Raw genomic sequence first — 20,166 nt, 5'->3', positions numbered from 1 at the left:
CCGCCGCGCGCCTTGGCTAAGTTTCTACAGTTCTTTTGCGCTGTAGCTCGGCCAATAAAGCGTGCAGATTATCGGCCAAGTCTTCCGCCAAGGACACGGCATCCTCGCGTCGAGCCTTGGCGGCGGCTTCGGCCTGCTGGGCAATTGTCAGCATCTGTTTAACTTCGAAAATACCGGCAAAGCCTTTCAGATTGTGCGCGACGAATTTAATCGTCTCATAATCCCGCTGCGATGCGGCTTGGCGCAGCTTATCCAAATTTGCCTGTTGCGCGCCATCCAGCGCATTGCGAATCAGTTTATCGATAAAGGCCTGACGTCCGTCAAAGCGCTGCAGCATTGCCGGCCAATCGATCAATCCGTCGACATCAAGCTCTGTCGCCGCAATGGCGTTATCCGCCGTTACCGAGCCTTGGTCCGCCGAGGTTTGATGCTGCAAATCGCTGCTTTCCGGCGGCGTGTCTATCGAGACGTGTCTGCGCAATGCCGCAACCAACGCGTTGGCATCGATCGGTTTGGTAACCCGCTCCCGCATGCCCATTTCCAGACAGCGCTGACGTTCTTCCGGCATCGCATGGGCGGTTAAGCCGATAATCGGCAAATCCGGCGCAATTTCGATAATCCGCTTGGCGGCCTGATAGCCGTCCATCACCGGCATCTGAATATCCATCAACACCGCATCGAAGCCGGCATAACCCGCTTCTTCCAAGCGCTCCAGCGCCTGCTGGCCGTTTTCCGCGAACGTTACCTGTGCCCCTTCGTGGACTAATAAATCCTCCAACACCAAACGATTCAAAGCCACGTCTTCGGCGGCCAATATCCTGAATCCGCGCAAACGTCCGCCTTCTTGTTGATAATCGGTCGAATGCTCGACGCCGGCATCGGTGGCCGGCAACGGCAAGTTCAGCGTAAATTTGCTACCGGCGCCCAAACTGCTTTTTACAACGATATTGCCGCCCATCAGATTGGCGAGGTCGCGGCTGATTGCCAGGCCCAGGCCGCTGCCGCCGAACTTGCGGGTGGTGGAACTATCGGCTTGCTCGAAAGCGGTAAACAAGCGACTGACCTGCTCGGCGGTCATGCCTATCCCGCTATCGGTAACGCTGATTTCGGTCATGTCGCCCTGACGTAAAACGTCCAGGCTGACATAGCCTTGTTCGGTAAATTTCACGGCATTGGACAGCAGATTGACCAAAATCTGCCGCAAACGCAAGGGATCGCCATACACCCATACCGGCAATTCCTGGGGACGATATACGACCAGATCGAGTTGCTTTTCCTTGGCGCGCATATCCACCAGGCTAATCGCATCGTCGATCAACGCATCAAGCCGGAACGGATGTTCATCCAAGGTCATTTTGCCGGCCTCGATCTTGGAGAAATCCAGAATATCGTTGACCAGACTTAATAAATGCATGCCGGCATCGTAAATCCGCGTGCCGTTTTCTTGCATAGACCGTCCAAAATTATCGCGCACGCTAATTTTGGCCAGGCCGATAATCGCATTCAACGGCGTACGAATTTCGTGGCTCATATTGGCCAAAAACTCGCTTTTCATATGCGCCAGATGCTCCGCCTCCAGCCGCGCGGCCTCGCGAGCCTGCTCTATCGCCTTACGCTGGCTGATATCGCGCATCACGCCGATATAAGTACTGCCAAAGTCGTCCATCAATTCATTAACGCCCAGCTCTATCGGCACCAACACTCCGTCCTTGCGTTTGCCCACCACCTCTATCCGGCGGCCGATAATCACTCTCTCCTTACTATTATCCAAATGCCGGCTCAAATAGCCGTCGTGCTCGGAGTGATAAGGTTCCGGCATCAGCATCTTCACGTTTTGCCCCAATAACTCGTCTTCTTCGTAACCAAACAAATCGCCGATCGCATCGTTAACCAGTAACATAATTCCCTTGTTATCAATCAATACCACCGCATCGGACATGGTGCGCAGTACCGCCCTGGTTCTAGCCTCGCTAGTGACTAATGCCGCCTTGGCGCGTTTATTTTCGCTGACATCGCGCACCGTAGCCTGCAGCACAGTTTCGTTTTCAATCTCGACCCGGCTAAGTTGTACTTCGGCGTGGAAAGTCTCGCCGTTTAACCGCCTATGTACCCATTCGAACGTCGTTGAACCTTCGGCAATCGCCAATTCGAGCTTTTCCTTAGCCACGTCGGCGGATAGACGGCCGTCGGCTTGCCGTTCCGGCGATAAGGTAGCCGGGGTTTGGGCCAGAAACTCTTGTTCATCCCGGCAGGCGAACAGACTTAATGCGGCGGAATTGCCCGATATAAACCCGCGCTCGGCACTGAGGGTCATCAAAGCATCCCGCGAGGATTCGAATAAAGCCCGGTGCCGTTGCTCGCTGGATTGCAAGGTTTGCATGGCCCGTTTTTGCGCGGAAATATCCCGAATAAAGGCACTGAATTCGATGCTGTTTCCCAATTTATTCGGGGTGATGGCCAACTCAATCGGAAACTCACTCCCATCGCGACGCAAGGCCAACACTTCGATACGCCGATTCAACACCTGCCCGTGGCCGGTGTCCAGAAAATACCGCAGGCCTTGCAGATGAGCTTCGCGGTAACGCGCAGGCACGATTAATTCGTGCAACAAAGATCCCACGGCCTCGGCGGCCGGCCAACCGAAAACCTGTTCGGCCTGCCGATTCCAACCTTGGACGCGCCCGTCGGCATCCATTTGCACCACGGCATCTAAAGCGGTATCGATGATACTGCGAATCCGGATTTCATCGTCGCGCCGTGCCTCCAGCAGCACCGAAAAACCGTCCGCCATTTCGTTAAAACTCTCGGCAATCTGACCGATCTCGTCGCGCACCGTCAGTTGCATTCTTTGCCGGAAATCGCCTCCGGCAAACGCTTGCGCGGTTTTCGCAAGACTGGCGATGCAACGGCTGACGGCCAGGTGGGCGCCAATCGCGAAATAAATTATCAGTAAAAATAAAAAACCCGGAATACCGACGCTCAGCGCCAGCGTGGTTTTTGCGGTCTTAATTCTGGCCTCGATCAACTCTTCGGTAGCCGGAATAAAACTATCGTAAATTTCCGAATAAGCCGCATTGAGCGCCAAGGTAACTGTCGAGAAAAAATATTCGGGATTAATATTGAACTTTTGCTGAAGAATTTCGGCTATGACATGTTGCGTAATCAGATTCGATGCATTGACGATATTCTCCCTGGTAACGGTCAAAATCGGGTGTAACTCCGATTTGTAGCGTTGAAAATCGTGGGTGGTCTCTTCAATAACCCTGATGCTGGTTTCGATTCTGTCCTTTATGACCAAAATATCGATCTTTTCCTGCTCGCTAATCTGCTTTTTGGCCAATATCCCCACGCCGTAACCGCGCAACTGTGCAATGCCTTCCAGCGCTGTCGGCATTTGCTCCGTTACCAACATAATCAAATGGTAGGAATCCAGATTGGCGTCAGTAACCAACAAGGATTCTTCACCGACAAGTTCCTCCAGATCCAATAGCTTTTGCACCAGACGGCTGTGTAAGCGGTAGTTTTCTTCGGCACCGTAAATTGCCGAATTTTGCCGCAGTTGCTTCCATTGGCTATTAATCTCGGCTAATGCCGCCGCGGTAGCCGAATCGCCCAGCAAGGTTTGCCGCAAAGCCGATAATGACGCACCGACCTTGGTTTCCGCCCGATCGCGTTCGTCGCGTAAACCGTCTAAGCCGCGCAGCACCGCCACGGACAGACCCCGATGTTGCTGCACGAACTGCACGGTCTGGGTGATGTGCTTGATTTGCTCCAATCCGCGCAGTTCTAGCTCCGATTCGACAATTACCCGGTTTAAGCTTTGATACAGGTTATAAAACACCACCAATACCGCCAACAGCGACAAAAACCCTATCACTACAAACTTCTTGCTGAAACTTAAACGGTTCATCAGCGCCACGGCGGGCGAAAACAAAGCTTGCACGGGTAATCCTCGGCTTTATTGTTGGATTATGGGTATAGACGGCTACTTAGCAGCTTGCAGCCGCCGATAGCAGCAAGGCTTTTTGCTTTTCGACAATTTGGTTCAGGCGTAACGCCAACCTGCTATCGGTTTCGAACAGGTTATCCATCTGCGAAGTTAATTCATCGACATAACCGTGCAGCAAAAACTCCTGATTGTCGGTCAAACCAAGGTGAATAAACGCAGCCTCCATATTCATTTTGTGCTGTTCGGCCAAATTCACCATCTGCGCATGATTGGTGTGCTGATTTTCTTCAATCTCGATCAATAAATCGGTCAACTCCTTCACGCCTTCCAAGCGCGCGTTGACTTCCCGCAAACGCATTTGCTCGCTGATCATCGCTTCCACGCGAGCGCCGGCTCCTTCCGCAAGAATAGCCAGGTGGTCGCGCAAACGGCCGATGGCATCCTGATCTTCGACATCCAAGCCGGTTACCAACAACACCACATTCGAAAAATTGATCACCAAGCGATCGCCGGCCTGATAGATACGGCCCAATTTCGATACGTAGCTCAGAATCGACTTTTCCAGCGGCGTGCACACCGTTTCGGAACTAAAGTCGTACTCCTCGTCGCCGTTGGTCAATTTGACCAAACCGTCAAGACCGTATTGCTGCAAGCTGTCGATCAACAAGGCCCCCAACTCCTCAAAGGTGGCACACTGGAATGAGGCTCGCAAAAACTGCAACACCGTACCGGTTTCTCCCAAACTGGACATGGCGGTAAATGCGGTTTTCTGGGCATAGGACAATTGAGACTTCAGTTGCCGTTTCTGTTGCTCGGCTTCGATAGCCAACTCGACCTTGCGCAGCAACACGTCTTTTTTGGCATTTTTCGGAATGAAATCGTTTCCGCCCGCATCGAACGCCGTCAATAAAATCTCCAGATCGTCGTGCGCGGAAACGAACATGACCTGCACATCGTCGTTGCCGTCTTCGCGAATCTGCCGGCACACTTCGATACCGCTTTGCCCCGGCATTTCGATATCCAGCAAAATCAAATTCGGCGCCAAATCCATCGCCGCCAAACAGGCGGCACCATCGGCAAATTCGTGAATTTGATAATCGTGCCCTTGCAATTGATCGGTGATCACCAACCGCAATAGAGCATCGTCGTCCACTACAAAAATACAAAAAGGTTTATCGGACATATTGGTTCCTAGTTTGCTGAATTTGAAGCTGAAGCCATTTCGACCGCCGAGAAATTAAGGATAGCGCTTTACCCCATAAATTCTGCGTTAAATTATCTTAACAGCAGGAGGGATATTGCGGTCGGCTAACCGGAAGAACTGTGATCGCGACATCGGTTAAATCCTTGGTCTTGCGATGAGCAAGCACCGTTACTCAATCTGAGAGCTGAGCCGGTTGGCGGCAATCAACTGCTGTGCGCATTGGCGATACCCAAAGCCGCCCAATCGAAGGCCGGGCCTATATCCCATTTGTCGCTGCGAAAATTCACATGGCTGGCGATACCGGAATAATCCTGGAAATAATCCAGATCGCGCTCGAATTGTTTGGGTTTGGGCGGCAAGGTTTTCGGGATGGCAAACCGCCCGCATAAATCGTTCAGTAACAAGCGAATCGCTTGTACCTGCTGCGGCGGAAACGTGGCGAAGTACTGTTCGCCGCGGTAGCTGGTTTGCACATATTTATCGGTTTGACTTTTATCGCAGTATTGCGTGCCGAAAGGCTCGGTTTGACCCCGGCGCGGCGGCCACCAATTCAAAACCTCCGGCTTATCCGTCGCCGGCCGCAACGGACCGACATTGGCAATTTCTATCGCGATTGAGCGTTGATCCAGCCGGCCGTTGAACCCTTTCACCCCAAGATGATAAGCCCACTGTGTTGGGTCGAACACTTCATAGACCGTACCGTCGACATCGACCAAATAAGCTGCGGCGATATGCTGGGCATCCCCCACCCAGGTATCGAATGCCGATTTGGCCGACGAACCGGCGGTAAAATGCAAAACAATCAGATCCTTTTTCGGCTTCTCGGTAAAAAATTGCCCGGCGGGCAAACGGAAACGGGAACGGTTGATCGCCAACCCGCCGCCGGACGCTGCCGAAGTTTGGACACGGCTTATCATCGTGTCGGTATCGGCATCGCTTTCGTTAGCCAGCGCCAGCGCCCGCGGATTCGGCCTATCGGTCGCACCCGCCCAGACAAAATTGCCGTCTTTATCCTGATACCAATAGCCATTGCCGGACACGCTATCGCCGGCGGTAAAGCTAACGATCTCCACCTTACTGCCAGCATCCAATACCCTTACCACGGGCGCTGCGACAGAGGCGCGAATTCGCAGGTTGGCCCGACTCAGCAGCACAATATGCTTGCCAGCCAAGCCATTGACCGCCGAATCGGGCAAAGCCGCCCGGATTATGCCGGCAATATCCACAACCGGACCCGGACAGCTTACCGACGCGCGGATGGCACTATGCGGCAATACATGCGCCGCATCCAGGTCTATAGCCCAGCGGTCGGCAATTTCTCTGATCAATCTCGAACAAGCGGCCGTTTGTTCGGCGCTATGCTGGCCGAGCATAGGCGCTTCCAAGGCGACGCCAATCGAGAAAAAATTGGGATTGGTGTTGGGTCTTTGCTTGATAAAACCGGCTGAGGGATTGACCACCAAACCGGCGTGAAAGGCGGTGTCGGCTTCCTCGACATATTGGTGAATCTTACCGTTGTTACCTATGGCGTAATGCATCGACTGCAAGGCGCCCGGCCGGTTGTAAAGGATATCGGCCTCAGCCAGACTGCCGTCCGCTGAATGCAAGACGATGATTTCCGGCTTGAAACCGGCCGGGCGGCCGCTGCGAAAATTACCCTGAATACAGCCGATCCACTGCTTTTCCATACCGCCCCCTCAACCCAGCGCTTTCAGATCGCCGCGTTCACCTTGCAGCGGGTTGGCGGCCGGCGGATTATCCGGGTTCTGCGGATCGGTCACGCTCTGCGTGGTTTGACGAATATTTTTTTGCTCCTCGTCCTTGCGCGCCAAACCCGAACGCAATTGCAATAGCTTACCCAGCGCGTTATACCAAAACGGCCCGCCCAGACTGAGTAAAAAAATCGACAAAACCAAACCGGGCAAACTCATCGACCGCCAATGCTTACGCCAGCTTTCCCAATCATTGGGCAAGCTAATCAAGCCCTGCTCCGCCAGAAAATTTAAATAAAACTTTTCTTTTTCCGGATCGACGGTTGGTTGGGATTGAGCACCCTCTTTCGCTGCCGCTTCATCGGGCTGTTGCTTCTTATCCTGCGCCTCGTCCGCCAATTTGGGCGCCAACTCCACAAAAGCCGACCGCATTTTCTCGTCCATGGACAATCGGTTGATCAAGTTCACCGTGTCCAATTGCAATGCAACTGCCACCAAAGCCGCGCTGATAACGCTGACCACGCGGGTAGTGGCGATAAATCTGACACTGACTCGGTCTATCAAATGGTCGAAATTCAAACAGATTTTTGCCAGAAACTGGCTGGAAGCTTCCTGCAATAGCGCATTCGTCACGCGCACATCGTGAGCCAACTCCGGATTGGACTTTTCAAACTGCAGCGCCAGCATCCGCACGTTTTTCAAGGTGTTGCCGGCATCGGCGATACCGTTGTCTTGCAGGACTAATCTCAACTTATCCAATAGATCGATTTGTTTGGCGACAATTTTCTCCAGTTGCTGGTACTGCCGTTTTTTGGCTTCGGCCTTTTCCTTCTTGATTTTGGCAAGCAAGGTTTCAATGCCCAGCCGCTTAAAAAACAGCGGATATTCCAGCAATTTGGTTTCCAGCGCTTCCGTGGCCTGGCCGACGTTAAAGGTTTTATTCGCCAATCTGGCTTTGATTTGCTCGAATTCGGTTTTGATCGACACATCGTAGCAAGCCGCCAAATCCAGCAGGCTTTTGATGAATTCCTCGCGATGGATCACTTCACCGAACTGGAAAAACTGCAGCCATTCCGGCAATCGGCAACGACAGCGGCCACCGATAGTCCGCTGCATCAGCGTTAAGGCGGCGATGGCCTCGGCCTCCGCTCTGGAAAGCCTGGCATCCAGCAATTCCAACAAATCGGCCAGCCCAGTGCGCAAATTACGGCCGCGGCTGGCTAATAAATTCAGTATCCCCTGGCTGACCAAAGTCACCGCCATACTGACAATCAACATCACCACGGACAATCCCAGCAAAACATCCAAGGACTTCAACATCGGTCTTCTCCTTTGCAACATCGTCTTAGAAACGCCGCGGACGAAAGCGGTTTATGACTAGGCGTCCGGCGCTTCCGATAGCTTAGCCCAAATTGCCGCGTTTAAGCCTTGGGCTCCAGGGCCAAACGCTCCATCAGATAACATAAACAATCCTGGCGGATGACGCGCTCGTCCAGCGTCAACATGGACGGCATAGTCTGCCGAACGATTTGCACTTGTCCATCCGTAATCCTCAGAAATTGCTCGGTAACCGGATTGCCGTTGTTGTCTTTAGCGATCAAGGGCATCGATACAGAACGGGTGGTGCCTAAGACGGTACCGGCCGGAATCTCCGTGAAATTCAGGCTTTCCAGCTCCGGATCTAGTTGCAGGTCGGCCTTAGGATCGCTAAAGCTATAACCGACATCTTCGGCAACGGTGACTTGCGCCACCGTGTGATAAATATCCACATCCTGCCTCGCCACCGGCTGAGCAGGAAACTCGTGCAAATGCAGGCAACTGTCCAAAAACTCGAAAGCATGTTCGGTGCCATGCGGCTGACCGGGCCAGCCGCACTCCAAGGTCACCGCCGGACAAATCTCAGCAAACGCGCTGGACTGCGTGCCCTTGGGATGGGTGAAATACACCAGCAAGCGGCCGAACAGCGCTCCGAGATGCAGAAAGTCCTTATCCAGCTTGTTGATGCAGGCGTAATGCGGATTCAGGCCGGTGTTGTTATGCACGTCGATGCTGGCAAACACGCCGCGTTCACGCATGATATGGCAAATCTGAGCCGCCCAACCGGTCTCAGACGACTGCGGTAATGCAGTACCCGGCCAGATACGGTTGAAATCCGGCTGACCGTCCTGCCGTCTTAGATTAAAGCGGGCAGCCTGGGTATTGCCGAAAAACAAGGTCAAACCGCGCGGCAAACTTTGGCCATGATATTTTTGTAGCAGCTTTTGTACGGCCAGAAAGCCGGTGGATTCGTTGCCATGCAGCAGGACTGAGACGAACAGGGTTTCGGGGCGTTTACCGGGTAGGTGGAATAGTGTTGGCTCGGGGATAAGGGTGTATAGATCTGAGGCGTCGATATCCAACAGTCCGTTGGGAAGGTCGTTGCATTGCCTTAGGCAATGCTTGTTGGCTAGATTCAGTACCATATTTTCTTATTTACGCTGTTTTACACATTCTATAATCAGCTTTTAAAATTCACCATTACACTATCAAACTTGCTATCCCACAAATTTAGACACAACTCGACTGATAATCATGGACTGGACAGAAGGTTTAAAGCAAATATCTATATTAATTGCAGCTTGGGTAGCGGTTTATGGAATTGACTCTTGGAGGAGAGAGCATGCAGGCAAGCGAAGAATTGAATTGGCCGAAGACACCCTTGCTCTCTTTTATGAAGCGGTAGACGTCATCAACTGGATGCGACACCCAATGGCATTTGCTGCTGAAACCGAAAGCATAGAAAGAGGGAAACACGAATCGGAAGGAGATTACCAAGCTCGAAAAAATGCCTCAGTGGTCTTCGTGCGCTACCAACAACATCAAGAACTTTTCAATAAAATTCATTCAATGCGTTATAGGTTTATGGCACAAATAGGGAAAGATAAAGCAAAGCCATTCGAAGACTTAAGAGACATAGAAAATGAGATTAAGGCCGCAGCAAGAATTCTTGCTCGTCTTTGGTCCCGTGAACAATTTGTAACACCCGAACAATGGGAAAACCACCAAAAGCAAATCCAAAATTACGAAGCCGTATTCTGGAGTGGGATTGAAGAGGAAGATCCAATCACTCCGAAACTAAACTCCGTGATAGAGAAAATAGAGACAACTTGCCAAGCAGTTATTACTGGAAAAGGCAGTCTGCACAACATATTGAATAGAGATATGTTTTAAATCTTTTTATCATTCTCACGCTCCTGCATGGGAACGATGGTGTTGCAGTTATTTCATATTACCCACGCGAAAACAGGTTCTCCACTGCGCTGCCGTCGCAAATAATTTCACTAAGTTTTTTATTCGTCAAAACAAAGAGGTCATTGTGGAAGAAGATAAGACAGACAAGATTACCTATGCGCCGTTTATCCTCTTGGACTCGGGGGAGTATAGGTCTCTAATGCTTTCCGACCAGCACATGGTAGAGAAAATTCATGTATTCGAAGAGCGGGCTGACGAAGGCTGGAATGGAAACGGCTATGACTGGAACTCAATAGCCCAAGTCATCGTGACCGAACAGCTACCCGATTTACAAGATGAGCTCGATTTCGATCCGGAAGCCGGAATGTTTTCGGCGCAAGGATCACGTTTCGCGCTGGAACGTCTCGGAAAAGCAATGTCATTGGCCTTTCACAACGAAGAGGTAGAGGGTGTCCTGAATTTTGTGTAAACGGGATTTAATTATCGATTGTGCATCCTGTCTTCAAACTGAATGCTAAACCGATTCAAAGCCGGTTTCCAGTCATGCAAAGGCATGGTCCATTTTTTACTGATATTCATCAGGGCCAAATAGAACAATTTCGACAAGGCTTCATCACTGGGACATGAACCGCGATTCTTGGTGATTTTCCGCAAACTCATGTTTACCGACTCAATGGCATTGGTGGTGTAAATGATGCGGCGTATCTCCGGCGGATAGTCGAAAAAGGGGATGATCCGATCCCAATTGCGTCGCCAAATTTGGGCAATCGGTGGATAGGCCTCGTTCCACTGCACCTCGAACTCAGCCAGCTTCTGCTCCGCCTCGGCGACGGTGGCTGACTGGTAAATCTGTTTGAGATCGGCGGCGATCTGTTTGCGCATTTTCCAGCCGACATAGTTGAGGCTGTTGCGGACCAAATGCACGATGCACAGTTGAACGGCTGTGTGTGGATAGACGGTTTCAATCGCTTCGGGAAAGCCTTTCAAGCCATCGACACAGGCGATGAAGATGTCTTGGACGCCGCGGTTCTTGAGGTCGGTGACGACTTGCAACCAAAACTTGGCGCCCTCGGTTTGAGCTATCCATAAGCCCAGCACTTCCTTTTCGCCGTTCATATTGACGCCAATCGCCAGATAAACAGCCTTGACCCGCACTGCACCGGTATCACGCACTTTGACGTGGATGCAGTCGAGATAAACGATGGGGTAAATCGGATCGAGCGGTCGCGATTGCCAGGCTTTCACTTCCTCAATCACGGCGTCCGTCACTGAGGAAATCAAGCTCGACGACACTTCTGTGCCATACAGCTCTTCCAGGTGGCTCTGAATTTCCCTGACTGTCAGGCCTCGAGCATAGAGCGAGATGATTTTGTCATCAAAGCCCGTCCAACGGGATTGGTGTTTGCCAATGATTTGCGGCTCGAACTGCCCATGGCGATCACGGGGAATCTCAATCGGTAACTCGCCAAAGTCACCTTTCAGGGTTTTCCGGCTCTTGCCGTTGCGGGTATTGCCGGTGGCGTTGCAGACTGACTCATGCTTGCCATGGCCTAAATGCTCAGTCATTTCGGCTTCTAGAGCCCGCTCGACCAAGGCCTTGGTCAGTTGTTTCAACACGCCGTTTGCGCCCAGCAGGTCTTCGGGTTTTTGATAGCCTGAAAGCAAGGCATCGATCAGGTCAGTTGGGATAGATTAGGTTTCGGTCATGGTTACTCCTCAAAGTAAGGGCAGTGTCCTGCCTAATGACCGTTTACACAAAAATTCTTACACCCTCAAGAGGTACTTCGAGATCTTCTGTCACGTGCTGAACTTGATTGATCGGCTGGTGTAGATCGCGTGTTTATCGTTCCAACTCGTAACTCGTAAGGCGGAACGCGATAGCGGTTCCGCCAAATGATCACCTACCGATTTGGCGGATCGCCTATCGGCATCCGCCTTACAACGCCCACCCCGCAACCGCTTCCCCACTTCGTTGCCGCTGCAAATAAACCCGCGTCAGCTCCGCAAATTCGCCCGGATTTTCCTTGATAAACCGCCGCTGCCACACGCTGCCGGTTTGCTGGTTGGCGAGGCGCTGGCGAATCACATCCAGATAATTATCTCGGTCGGCGCTACTAATACCCAAAGCCTGCAATCCCTGGGCGGCGCGCGGCAACAACTCTTGATCGATCAAGATTGCCAGTCTCTGCTTATGTTCGCCAAACCAGACGACATGGCTATCCAAGCCATGCAGGGCGGCTTGATAAAAATTATCCTTGGCTTGGGCAAAGGATAACTCCGCCCCACCCGCCTGGCGTTCGTCGGCCAGATTCTTAACCAGCCCGTAATAAAACGCGGCGTTGGCGATCATGTCCAGCACGGTCGGCCCAGCGGCCGGCGTGCGGTGTTCGATGCGGATATGCGGGGTGCCGTCGGCGTCGAAACCGACCAACGGCCGATTCCAGCGCCAGATCGTGCCGTTGTGCAAGCGCAAGTGCTGAAATGCTTCCGGCGCGTCGTCAAAATGTTCGGGCAACAGAATTGGAAAATGCTGCTGGTTCTCGACAAAACATTCCAAAATCGACTGCCTGGCAAAGTCGGAACCGAAACTTACCCGGTGTAACGGCCCGTCGGCCGCGCCGGCGTAACCGCCGGTGGCGATAGCCTGCTCGAATAAGGGGATGCGGGTTTCCGCCCACAAATCCTTACCGAATAAAAACGGCGCGTTCGCAGCCAAAGCCACCATTGTCGCCGAAGCAATGATTGAGGCATTGTAAACATGATGGGCGATGCTGAGCGGGCATTGAATATGCAATTGAAACGAGGTGGTGGCAGCTTCCAGCATCACGTCGTGGTGCTGGATTTTCAAATGCTCGTGGCCGCAAATATCTAACACAATCGGCCTGCCCCGGCAGCGCAAAATTTGCTGATTTAAGGCCCGGTAGCGGTTCATATCCGACATATTGCCCAGATGCAGATCGCTTTGCTGCAGGGTCGGTAAGGTGCCTATCGTCAGCAGATTCAAACCCATCCGCCGGGCATGTTGTTGGGCTTGGCGCCAGGTGTTTTGCAAATCGCTGTGCATGCGGCTGAACGCATCGCAGGTCAACGGTAATGGCGGCGTATTAAGCTCGATATTGAATTTGGCCAGCTCCGGCCCAGCCATTGGGTGGGCAAAAGATTGCAGGTAGGCATGATTGGCTGGCGCCGGTTGCATGTTGTCGTTCAGCAGCCAAGCTTCGATTTCAAAGCCGGCCACCGGCGCGGCTTCCGAGCAGGCTCGGCTTTTAATCAGTCGGCCGAGTAGTTCTGTTTCTGTGGATAGGCGTTCCCGAAAGCGCTGAAAGTCGGCATCCTGATAGACTGCGGCATGAATTTCTTGACCCATGACTGTGCGCTCGTAATCCGGCGGAACAGGTTGAAATAGTAAGATCGTTAAAGGTAAAGCATGAATTTAGTCCAGCCAAGCGGATTGTTGAGCTGCCGATATTAGGAAACTAAATTTAAATATCGGCAACTGCCATCCTCAACCACCGCTCCAACACCTTACAAACATAGGTTTGTTCGGCATCATTCAACTCCCTGCCCTGCGGAATTTTATGCCATTTTTCCAGACATCCCCGGCAGCAGCAGGCCGTGGCGTGTTGCGCGACAAACACCGGATGGCCGTGAAACGGGGTTTGTTTGCCGTCATTGCGCGGCTCGGCGACGGCCAGACGTTTGCCGATAAAGTCTTGGGCATGGCTTAATACCGTTTCCAGACCTTTGCTGCGCAAATAGTCCAGATCCTTGTCGTTTAGACGAAACTGGCTGCGGAACTTGGATTTAGCCAAGCCGGCAAACAGTTCGTCCAAGTCCCGCACGGCTTTAACGCTATCTCAACACGCCGGCGGACGGCGTGTAACTGTCCAACACATGGATGTAATTGGCTCTCTCATACGCGCTAGGGTCGATGGCGTGTTGCTGGCTGACGCTGCCTTTTAACTGGCTAATGGATTCGTATTCGTGTTCGATCAACCATTGCTCCAGTTCCGCGCGAATTTCGCTGAGCTTACCCACGCCTTGCGCCAGTAATACACTGCACAGATGCACTACATCGGCCCCGGCCAACAAGGCTTTGATTACATCCGCGCTGTGATGAAAACCGCCGGTCACTGCCAGGGACAGTTTCACCCGGCCATACAGCAAGGCGGTCCAACGGATGCGTAACAAGGCTTCGGCTTGCGTGGACAATTGCAGCTTCGGCACCACCTCCAGCGTCTCCAGATCGATATCCGGCTGATAAAACCGGTTGAATATCGCGATGCCGTCGGCACCGGCCGCTTCCAGGCGTTGGGCAAAATGGATCGGCGAACTGAATTGCGGCGATAGTTTTAAAGTCAGCGGCACACTCACCCGGCTTTTTAATTCCCGCAAAATATCGAGATAGCGGTTCTCCACAGTTTCGCTGCTTTCGTCGGCATTGGCCGCCAGATGGTAGATATTCAACTCCAGCGCGTCGGCCCCGGCTTGTTGCAAAGCTTGGCCGTATTCGATCCAGCCACCTTTGGAAATGCCGTTTAAACTGGCGATCACCGGAATGTGCAGATGGCTTTTCAGCCGTTGCAGGTTTTCCAGATACTGTTCCTGATAAGTCAGAATCTGATCCGGCACCGGATGAAAGGAATCCGCTTCACCGTAACCTATACTCTGCCCGTAAAAAAAACGCTCCATTTGCTGCTGTTCGGCTTCGATTTTTTCTTCAAACAAGGAATACATCACCAAAGCCGAGGCCCCTGCATCCTCCAGGCGGCGGGCGCTATCCAGATCCTTGCTTAAGGGCGACGCCGATGGCACCAGGGGGTGCGCCAGTTTCAGGCCCAAATAATTTGTCGTTAAATCAACCATGTTGGCTCTCCTGAGCAAGATCGGCTTTTAGGGCGGCTTTGGCGGCGGCGACGCTGGTGGCATCGCTCCATTCCAGCGCGGCCAATTGTTGATAGTAGCGGTAGCGGTTCTTCACGTCCTGCTGCGCCTGCTTCAAAAATGCTTCGGCGTGGTCGGGATGGCTTTGCCAGAGCATACTGAAGCGGGTTTCGCTCATCACGAATTCGCGTAGCGGCACCGACGGCTCGGCGGAATCCAACTGCATCGGATTCTTGCCTTGTTGGATACGGCCGGGATTAAATCGAAACAACGGCCAATGTCCGCTTTTGACTGCCAGGTTTTGCTGTCTATGGTTGTTGGACAAATCCACGCCGTGCGCAATACAGGGCGCATAGGCGATGATGATAGACGGGCCATCGTGGGCTTCCGCTTCCAAAAATGCATTCAGGGTTTGCGTGTCCTTACCGGCGTAAGCGACATGGGCGACGTAAACGTTACCGTAATCCATGGCTAACAAAGCTAAATCCTTTTTGGCCGTAGCTTTGCCGCCGGCCGAGAACTTGGCCACCGCGCCCAGCGGCGTGGACTTGGACGTTTGACCGCCAGTGTTGGAATACACTTCGGTGTCCAGCACCAGGATATTGACGTTGCGGCCGCTGGCCAACACATGATCCAAACCGCCGTAACCGATGTCGTAAGCCCAGCCGTCGCCGCCGATGATCCAGACGCTTTTCTTGCACAAATAATCGGCCAAGGGCAACAAAGCTTGCGCCGCAGGTTGTTTTAGTGAGGGTAAATGCTGTTTTAATTCGGCGACACGTTGACGCTGATCGTATATGCCGACTTCATCGGATTGGTCGGCTTGTAAAATTGCATCGATCAACTCGCCGCCCAAGGTTTCCCGTAGCGATTCCAACAATTCGGCCGCATGCTCGGCTTGCTTATCCACCGCTACCCGCATGCCCAAGCCGAATTCGGCATTATCCTCGAACAAGGAATTGTTCCAGGCCGGACCGCGGCCGTCGGCATTTTTGGTCCAAGGTGTAGTCGGCAAATTCCCGCCGTAAATCGACGAACAGCCGGTGGCGTTGGCGATGATCATCCTATCGCCGAACAATTGCGAGGCCAGTTTTACATACGGGGTTTCGCCGCAGCCGACGCAAGCGCCGGAGAATTCGAATAATGGCTGTAAGGCCATCGATCCCTTGATGGTATTGGTTTTCAACAAACGGCGGTCGTATTCCGGCAAGGACAAAAAGTAATTCCAGTTTTGACTTTCCGGCTCGCGCAACGGCGCTTGCGGACTCATGTTCAAAGCCTTCCGGCTGGCGTTGGATTTGTCGCGGATCGGGCAGATGTCCACGCACAGACCGCAACCGGTACAGTCCTCCGGCGCGACCTGATAAATAATCGAAAGCCCGGCCGGAAAATCCTTACCCAGCATGGCAGCATGCTTAAAGGTCTCCGGCGCATCGCTCAATAGGTCGTTTGCGACGATTTTGCTGCGAATCGCCGCGTGCGGACAAACCATCGGGCACTTGCCGCACTGGGTACACAGATCGGTTTCCCAAACCGGAATCTCCAAAGCCAGATTGCGTTTTTCGTAGGCCGCCGTGCCGGTCGGGAATGTCCCATCCACCGGCATCGCGCTGACCGGCAAGGCGTCGCCGCGACCGGCGATGATTTCGCCGGTGACCCGGCGGATAAATTCGGGCGCGCTGTCTGCAATCAATGCTGCAATATCGAAACTGCTGTTGGCTTGCTTGGGCAGAGGGACTTGTTGCAAGCCGGCCAAGGTTTCGTCTATCGCTTTAAAGTTTAAATCGACGATGCGCTGGCCTTTTTTGCCGTAGGTTTTTTCCACGGCATGCTTGATCGCGGCGATAGCCTGATCTTGCGGCAACACGCCGGAAATCGCGAAGAAACAAGTCTGCATGATGGTATTGATCCGCTTGCCCATGCCTGATTTTTCCGCAACCGCGTTGCCGTCGATCAGATAAAAACGAATCTTCTTCGCCAGCATTTGCTCTTGCATCTTATGCGGCAAAGTATCCCAAACCTGCTCGACCGGTACCGGGCTATTCAATAGAAATACCGCGTTGTGAGCGGCATTGGCCAGCATGTCGTAGCGTTCCAGAAACACAGTTTGATGACAGCCGATGAATTTGGCGTCGTTTTCGGCTATCAAATAAGTTGAGCGGATCGGTTTGGGGCCGAAACGCAAATGCGAAACCGTGATGGCGCCGGATTTTTTCGAGTCGTACACGAAATAGCCTTGGGCAAACCAATCGGTTTCTTCGCCGATGATTTTAATCGTGTTTTTATTCGCGCCGACCGTACCGTCGCTGCCCAAACCGTAAAACATGGCTTGGAAGGTTTGGTCGTGGGCGTCGGTGCGATATTCGCTGTCCCATTCCAGGCTGGTATGGCTGACGTCGTCGTGGATGCCGATAGTAAATTGATTTTTCGGCCGCTCGCGTTTTAACTCGTCGTAGACCGCTTTGATCATGCCGGGGGTAAATTCCTTGGACGACAGGCCGTAACGGCCGCCGACCACTTTCGGCAAATCGGCAAACTTACCGCCGTTGCTGAAATCTTGCGCCAAAGCCGTCAACACATCCTTATACAAGGGTTCGCCGTCGGCGCCCGGTTCCTTGGTGCGATCCAATACCGCAATCTTCCGGCAACTGGCCGGTAAGGCTTCAAGCAAGCGCTCCGGCGCAAAGGGCCGAAACAAACGCACTTTCAACAGACCGACCGCTTCGCCCTGGCGATTGAGATAATCCAACGTCTCTTCCACCGCTTCCGCGCCGGAGCCCATCAGCACGATCACCCGTTCGGCATTCGGTGCGCCAACATACTCGTATAAACGATATGCCCTGCCGGTCAGCGCCGCGAATCTATCCATGGCTTGCTGAGCAATGTCAGGCAAGGCCGTGTAATAGGGGTTGACCGACTCCCGGCCTTGGAAATACACGTCCGGGTTTTGCGCGGTACCGCGCAGTACCGGCTTATCCGGTGTCAAGGCCCGTCCGCGATGCTCGCTAACCCAGGCATCGTCTATCATCGCTCGAATGACTGCATCGTCGACACTAACGATTTTCGACACCTCGTGCGAGGTGCGAAATCCGTCGAAAAAATGCATGAAGGGAATCCGGCTTTGCAAGGCCACCGCGTGAGAAATTAGCGCCAGATCCTGCACTTCCTGTGGCGAGTTGGAGCATAGCATGGCAAAGCCGGTCATCCGCGCTGCCATCACATCGCTGTGATCCCCGAAGATAGACAGGCCCTGGCAAGCCAGGGAACGGGCGGCGATATGAAACACTGTCGGGCTTAATTCGCCGGCGATTTTGTACATATTCGGCAGCATCAGCAGTAAACCTTGCGATGCGGTAAACGTGGTGGCAAGAGTACCGGCTTGCAACGCGCCGTGTATAGTACCGGCCGCGCCGGCTTCACTTTGCAATTCGACAACTTTGGGGACCGTACCCCATAAATTGGGCTGCCCGCGCGACGACCATTCATCTGCCCACTCTCCCATCGGCGACGACGGCGTAATCGGGTAAATGGCGATGACTTCGTTCAACTTGTGGGCAATGCCGGCGGCGGCCTGGTTACCGTCAATGGTGAGGGTGTGTTGAGTTTCCATGGGGAACAACCTTTTGCGTAATAAAACGGGGCCGGTCGGCCATTGCCGCCGGCTCTTCTGAACAGTACTAAGGATAGTCAAAAAAACGGCCGACCAATTGACTAATAATTAGTCAATTTAAAGCCGCTTCAAACAAGACGGGCACTGGAAAGCTTTGCCCACGATTTGATCACAAACTTATCCACAGCTTCTGTGTATAACTGTACTTTTGGACAATGGTTACCGCGTCAAAATAACCGCCCCACCTTGAAAGCGGTTAAGTTAAATTTGCCGCGGTAGCGTTGCGAACGCGAAATTGCCGACTCCCGGCTTATTCATCGCGTAAGACTATCGGCATGATCTTTTCTTCGACGCTGATCACTGCCTTATTTAGCACAAAGAAATGTTTGTCCTCGACAAATTGCACGCCCAACATGTAAAAAATCGGCCCCCAAAATGGATTGATCATCAAGCCGCCCAGCGTGCTTTTCAGAGTCCGTTTTAGATTTCTCAACGGATTAAAAGCAACCGCCAAAGTCTGTTGGGGATGTTCGTCAAACACCTGCGCAATCGGTTTTAACGTGTGTTGGTCCCGGCTTTCCAGTTCTCTCATGGACACCGTCAGTTTTTGCGCCATCTTATAGAAATGCAGACGGGCTAAGGTGGCCGAAATCGCAAATGCGATAGCCATCAACGGCAACAGAATAACGGGCGGCAATAAGGGGGCAAAAGCCGGCGCCAGCAATACCGAGCCATAACCCAGCATGATGGTATCTTCGCCGCGCTCCACATCGCGATCCAGATTTTTGACGATGGCAATCACTTGATTGCCGGATTGATCCAAATAACCTTTGTCTTGAGCCATATCAGTCTCCTTCAGGTTGAATTTGCAGGCCTCCGATTAGATGCCTGCCGGTAAAAAAAGTCAACCGGCGTTCCCGTGTCCGATTGACGCATCATATATCCACAACACCCCATTTCGCTTGTAAATACTCTCGGCGCGTGTCGAAAATCCGCTGCAATTTTTCGGCTATCAGCAAACCGTGCAACAGCCGCCCCAACCATCCCCAGCGCATCGTATAAAACACTATGTCTTCCAACAGCACCCCGCCGGGAATTTCGTTTAAAGCCACCTCATGGCTCCAAAAATTGAACGGCCCCACCCGCTGTTGATAGACGAACCGTCGCGGCTGGTCGCATTGGCTGACTTCGGAAAGCCAAGACATCGGTAACCCGAATACCGCTGTCATGCGGTAACTGATCAGCAATCCGGCATAAATGTCGTCCGGAACCGGGGAGGTAATCTCGACATGAAAAAAATCCGGCGTGATGCTGTTGAGATAATTCGGTGATGAGAAAAACGCCCAAGCCTCTGCCTGCCCGACGGCAAGACGCTGCTGGCGATGAATACGGTAAATTTTCATATTTCTGCGGTTAGCGAGAGCAAGCGGACGCGACTGTTAGCAATCTACCGCAAAATGAATTTTATGGTAGCTCGAAAGAGCATGATAAAGATTGAAACCGGGCTAACGATTCAGGCCTGATTATTAGCTGTCAGGGAACTGCTAACAAGTTGTTCTCAGGGAGAGGTCCCCTC

Annotated in this window: 14 protein-coding genes; 2 read left to right on the top strand and 12 right to left on the bottom strand. The window is 52.7% G+C overall.

The window, feature by feature from the left end:
- Positions 1 to 16: 16 nt before the first annotated feature.
- From ACH50O_RS04095 to ACH50O_RS04075, 5 genes are all read right to left on the bottom strand, one after another.
- On the bottom strand, positions 17 to 3,943 hold the full coding sequence (locus tag ACH50O_RS04095; RefSeq protein ID WP_446810768.1) for a PAS domain S-box protein: 3,927 nt from the start codon (positions 3,941 to 3,943) through the stop codon (positions 17 to 19).
- Between the two features lie 46 nt (positions 3,944 to 3,989).
- A complete protein-coding gene (locus tag ACH50O_RS04090) occupies positions 3,990 to 5,132 on the bottom strand; it encodes a response regulator (RefSeq protein ID WP_446810767.1) in 1,143 nt (380 codons plus the stop codon).
- Positions 5,133 to 5,356: 224 nt separating this feature from the next.
- Positions 5,357 to 6,841 carry an N-acetylmuramoyl-L-alanine amidase gene (locus tag ACH50O_RS04085; protein WP_446810766.1) on the bottom strand — a complete coding sequence of 495 codons (1,485 nt, stop codon included), beginning with the start codon at positions 6,839 to 6,841 and terminating at the stop codon, positions 5,357 to 5,359.
- Between the two features lie 9 nt (positions 6,842 to 6,850).
- Positions 6,851 to 8,185 (bottom strand): hypothetical protein, encoded by a 1,335-nt coding sequence (locus ACH50O_RS04080; protein WP_446810765.1) that lies wholly within the window; start codon positions 8,183 to 8,185, stop codon positions 6,851 to 6,853.
- A 101-nt stretch (positions 8,186 to 8,286) separates the two neighbouring features.
- Positions 8,287 to 9,327, bottom strand: a complete 1,041-nt coding sequence (locus ACH50O_RS04075) for a M14 family metallopeptidase (RefSeq protein WP_446810764.1) — start codon at positions 9,325 to 9,327, stop codon at positions 8,287 to 8,289.
- A gap of 109 nt (positions 9,328 to 9,436) precedes the next feature.
- On the opposite strand from ACH50O_RS04075, the gene ACH50O_RS04070 reads away from it, so the two are divergent.
- Together ACH50O_RS04070 and ACH50O_RS04065 are read left to right on the top strand one after the other, a co-directional pair.
- A complete protein-coding gene (locus ACH50O_RS04070) occupies positions 9,437 to 10,075 on the top strand; it encodes a hypothetical protein (RefSeq protein WP_446810763.1) in 639 nt (212 codons plus the stop codon).
- 145 nt (positions 10,076 to 10,220) lie between these two features.
- Entirely contained in the window at positions 10,221 to 10,565 is a 345-nt protein-coding gene (locus ACH50O_RS04065) for an Imm51 family immunity protein (protein ID WP_446810762.1), read from the top strand.
- A gap of 11 nt (positions 10,566 to 10,576) precedes the next feature.
- Here ACH50O_RS04065 and ACH50O_RS04060 read toward each other — a convergent pair whose 3' ends face one another.
- The 7 genes from ACH50O_RS04060 to ACH50O_RS04030 form a co-directional block, all read right to left on the bottom strand.
- On the bottom strand, positions 10,577 to 11,785 hold the full coding sequence (locus tag ACH50O_RS04060; protein WP_446812108.1) for an IS256 family transposase: 1,209 nt from the start codon (positions 11,783 to 11,785) through the stop codon (positions 10,577 to 10,579).
- A gap of 247 nt (positions 11,786 to 12,032) precedes the next feature.
- Positions 12,033 to 13,463, bottom strand: coding sequence for a glutamate-cysteine ligase family protein (locus tag ACH50O_RS04055; protein WP_446810761.1), 1,431 nt, complete (start codon positions 13,461 to 13,463; stop codon positions 12,033 to 12,035).
- Between the two features lie 115 nt (positions 13,464 to 13,578).
- Positions 13,579 to 13,938, bottom strand: a complete 360-nt coding sequence (locus ACH50O_RS04050) for a DUF4186 domain-containing protein (RefSeq protein ID WP_446810760.1) — start codon at positions 13,936 to 13,938, stop codon at positions 13,579 to 13,581.
- Between the two features lie 10 nt (positions 13,939 to 13,948).
- Positions 13,949 to 14,962 carry a dihydroorotate dehydrogenase-like protein gene (locus tag ACH50O_RS04045; protein WP_446810759.1) on the bottom strand — a complete coding sequence of 338 codons (1,014 nt, stop codon included), beginning with the start codon at positions 14,960 to 14,962 and terminating at the stop codon, positions 13,949 to 13,951.
- Positions 14,955 to 18,590, bottom strand: coding sequence for a pyruvate:ferredoxin (flavodoxin) oxidoreductase (nifJ, locus tag ACH50O_RS04040; protein WP_446810758.1), 3,636 nt, complete (start codon positions 18,588 to 18,590; stop codon positions 14,955 to 14,957). Before nifJ ends, ACH50O_RS04045 begins: the two co-directional genes overlap by 8 nt.
- Before the next feature lie 310 nt (positions 18,591 to 18,900).
- The gene (locus ACH50O_RS04035; protein WP_446810757.1) at positions 18,901 to 19,434 is read right to left on the bottom strand and encodes a hypothetical protein; all 534 of its coding nucleotides are present in this window, start codon (positions 19,432 to 19,434) and stop codon (positions 18,901 to 18,903) included.
- Between the two features lie 91 nt (positions 19,435 to 19,525).
- Positions 19,526 to 19,993, bottom strand: a complete 468-nt coding sequence (locus ACH50O_RS04030) for an SRPBCC family protein (RefSeq protein WP_446810756.1) — start codon at positions 19,991 to 19,993, stop codon at positions 19,526 to 19,528.
- Positions 19,994 to 20,166: the final 173 nt, after the last annotated feature.

This window comes from Methylomonas sp. 2BW1-5-20 (genome assembly GCF_052474515.1).
The sequence above is the reverse complement of the archived record's forward strand: the minus strand, read 5'-3'. Positions and strand labels throughout refer to the sequence as shown.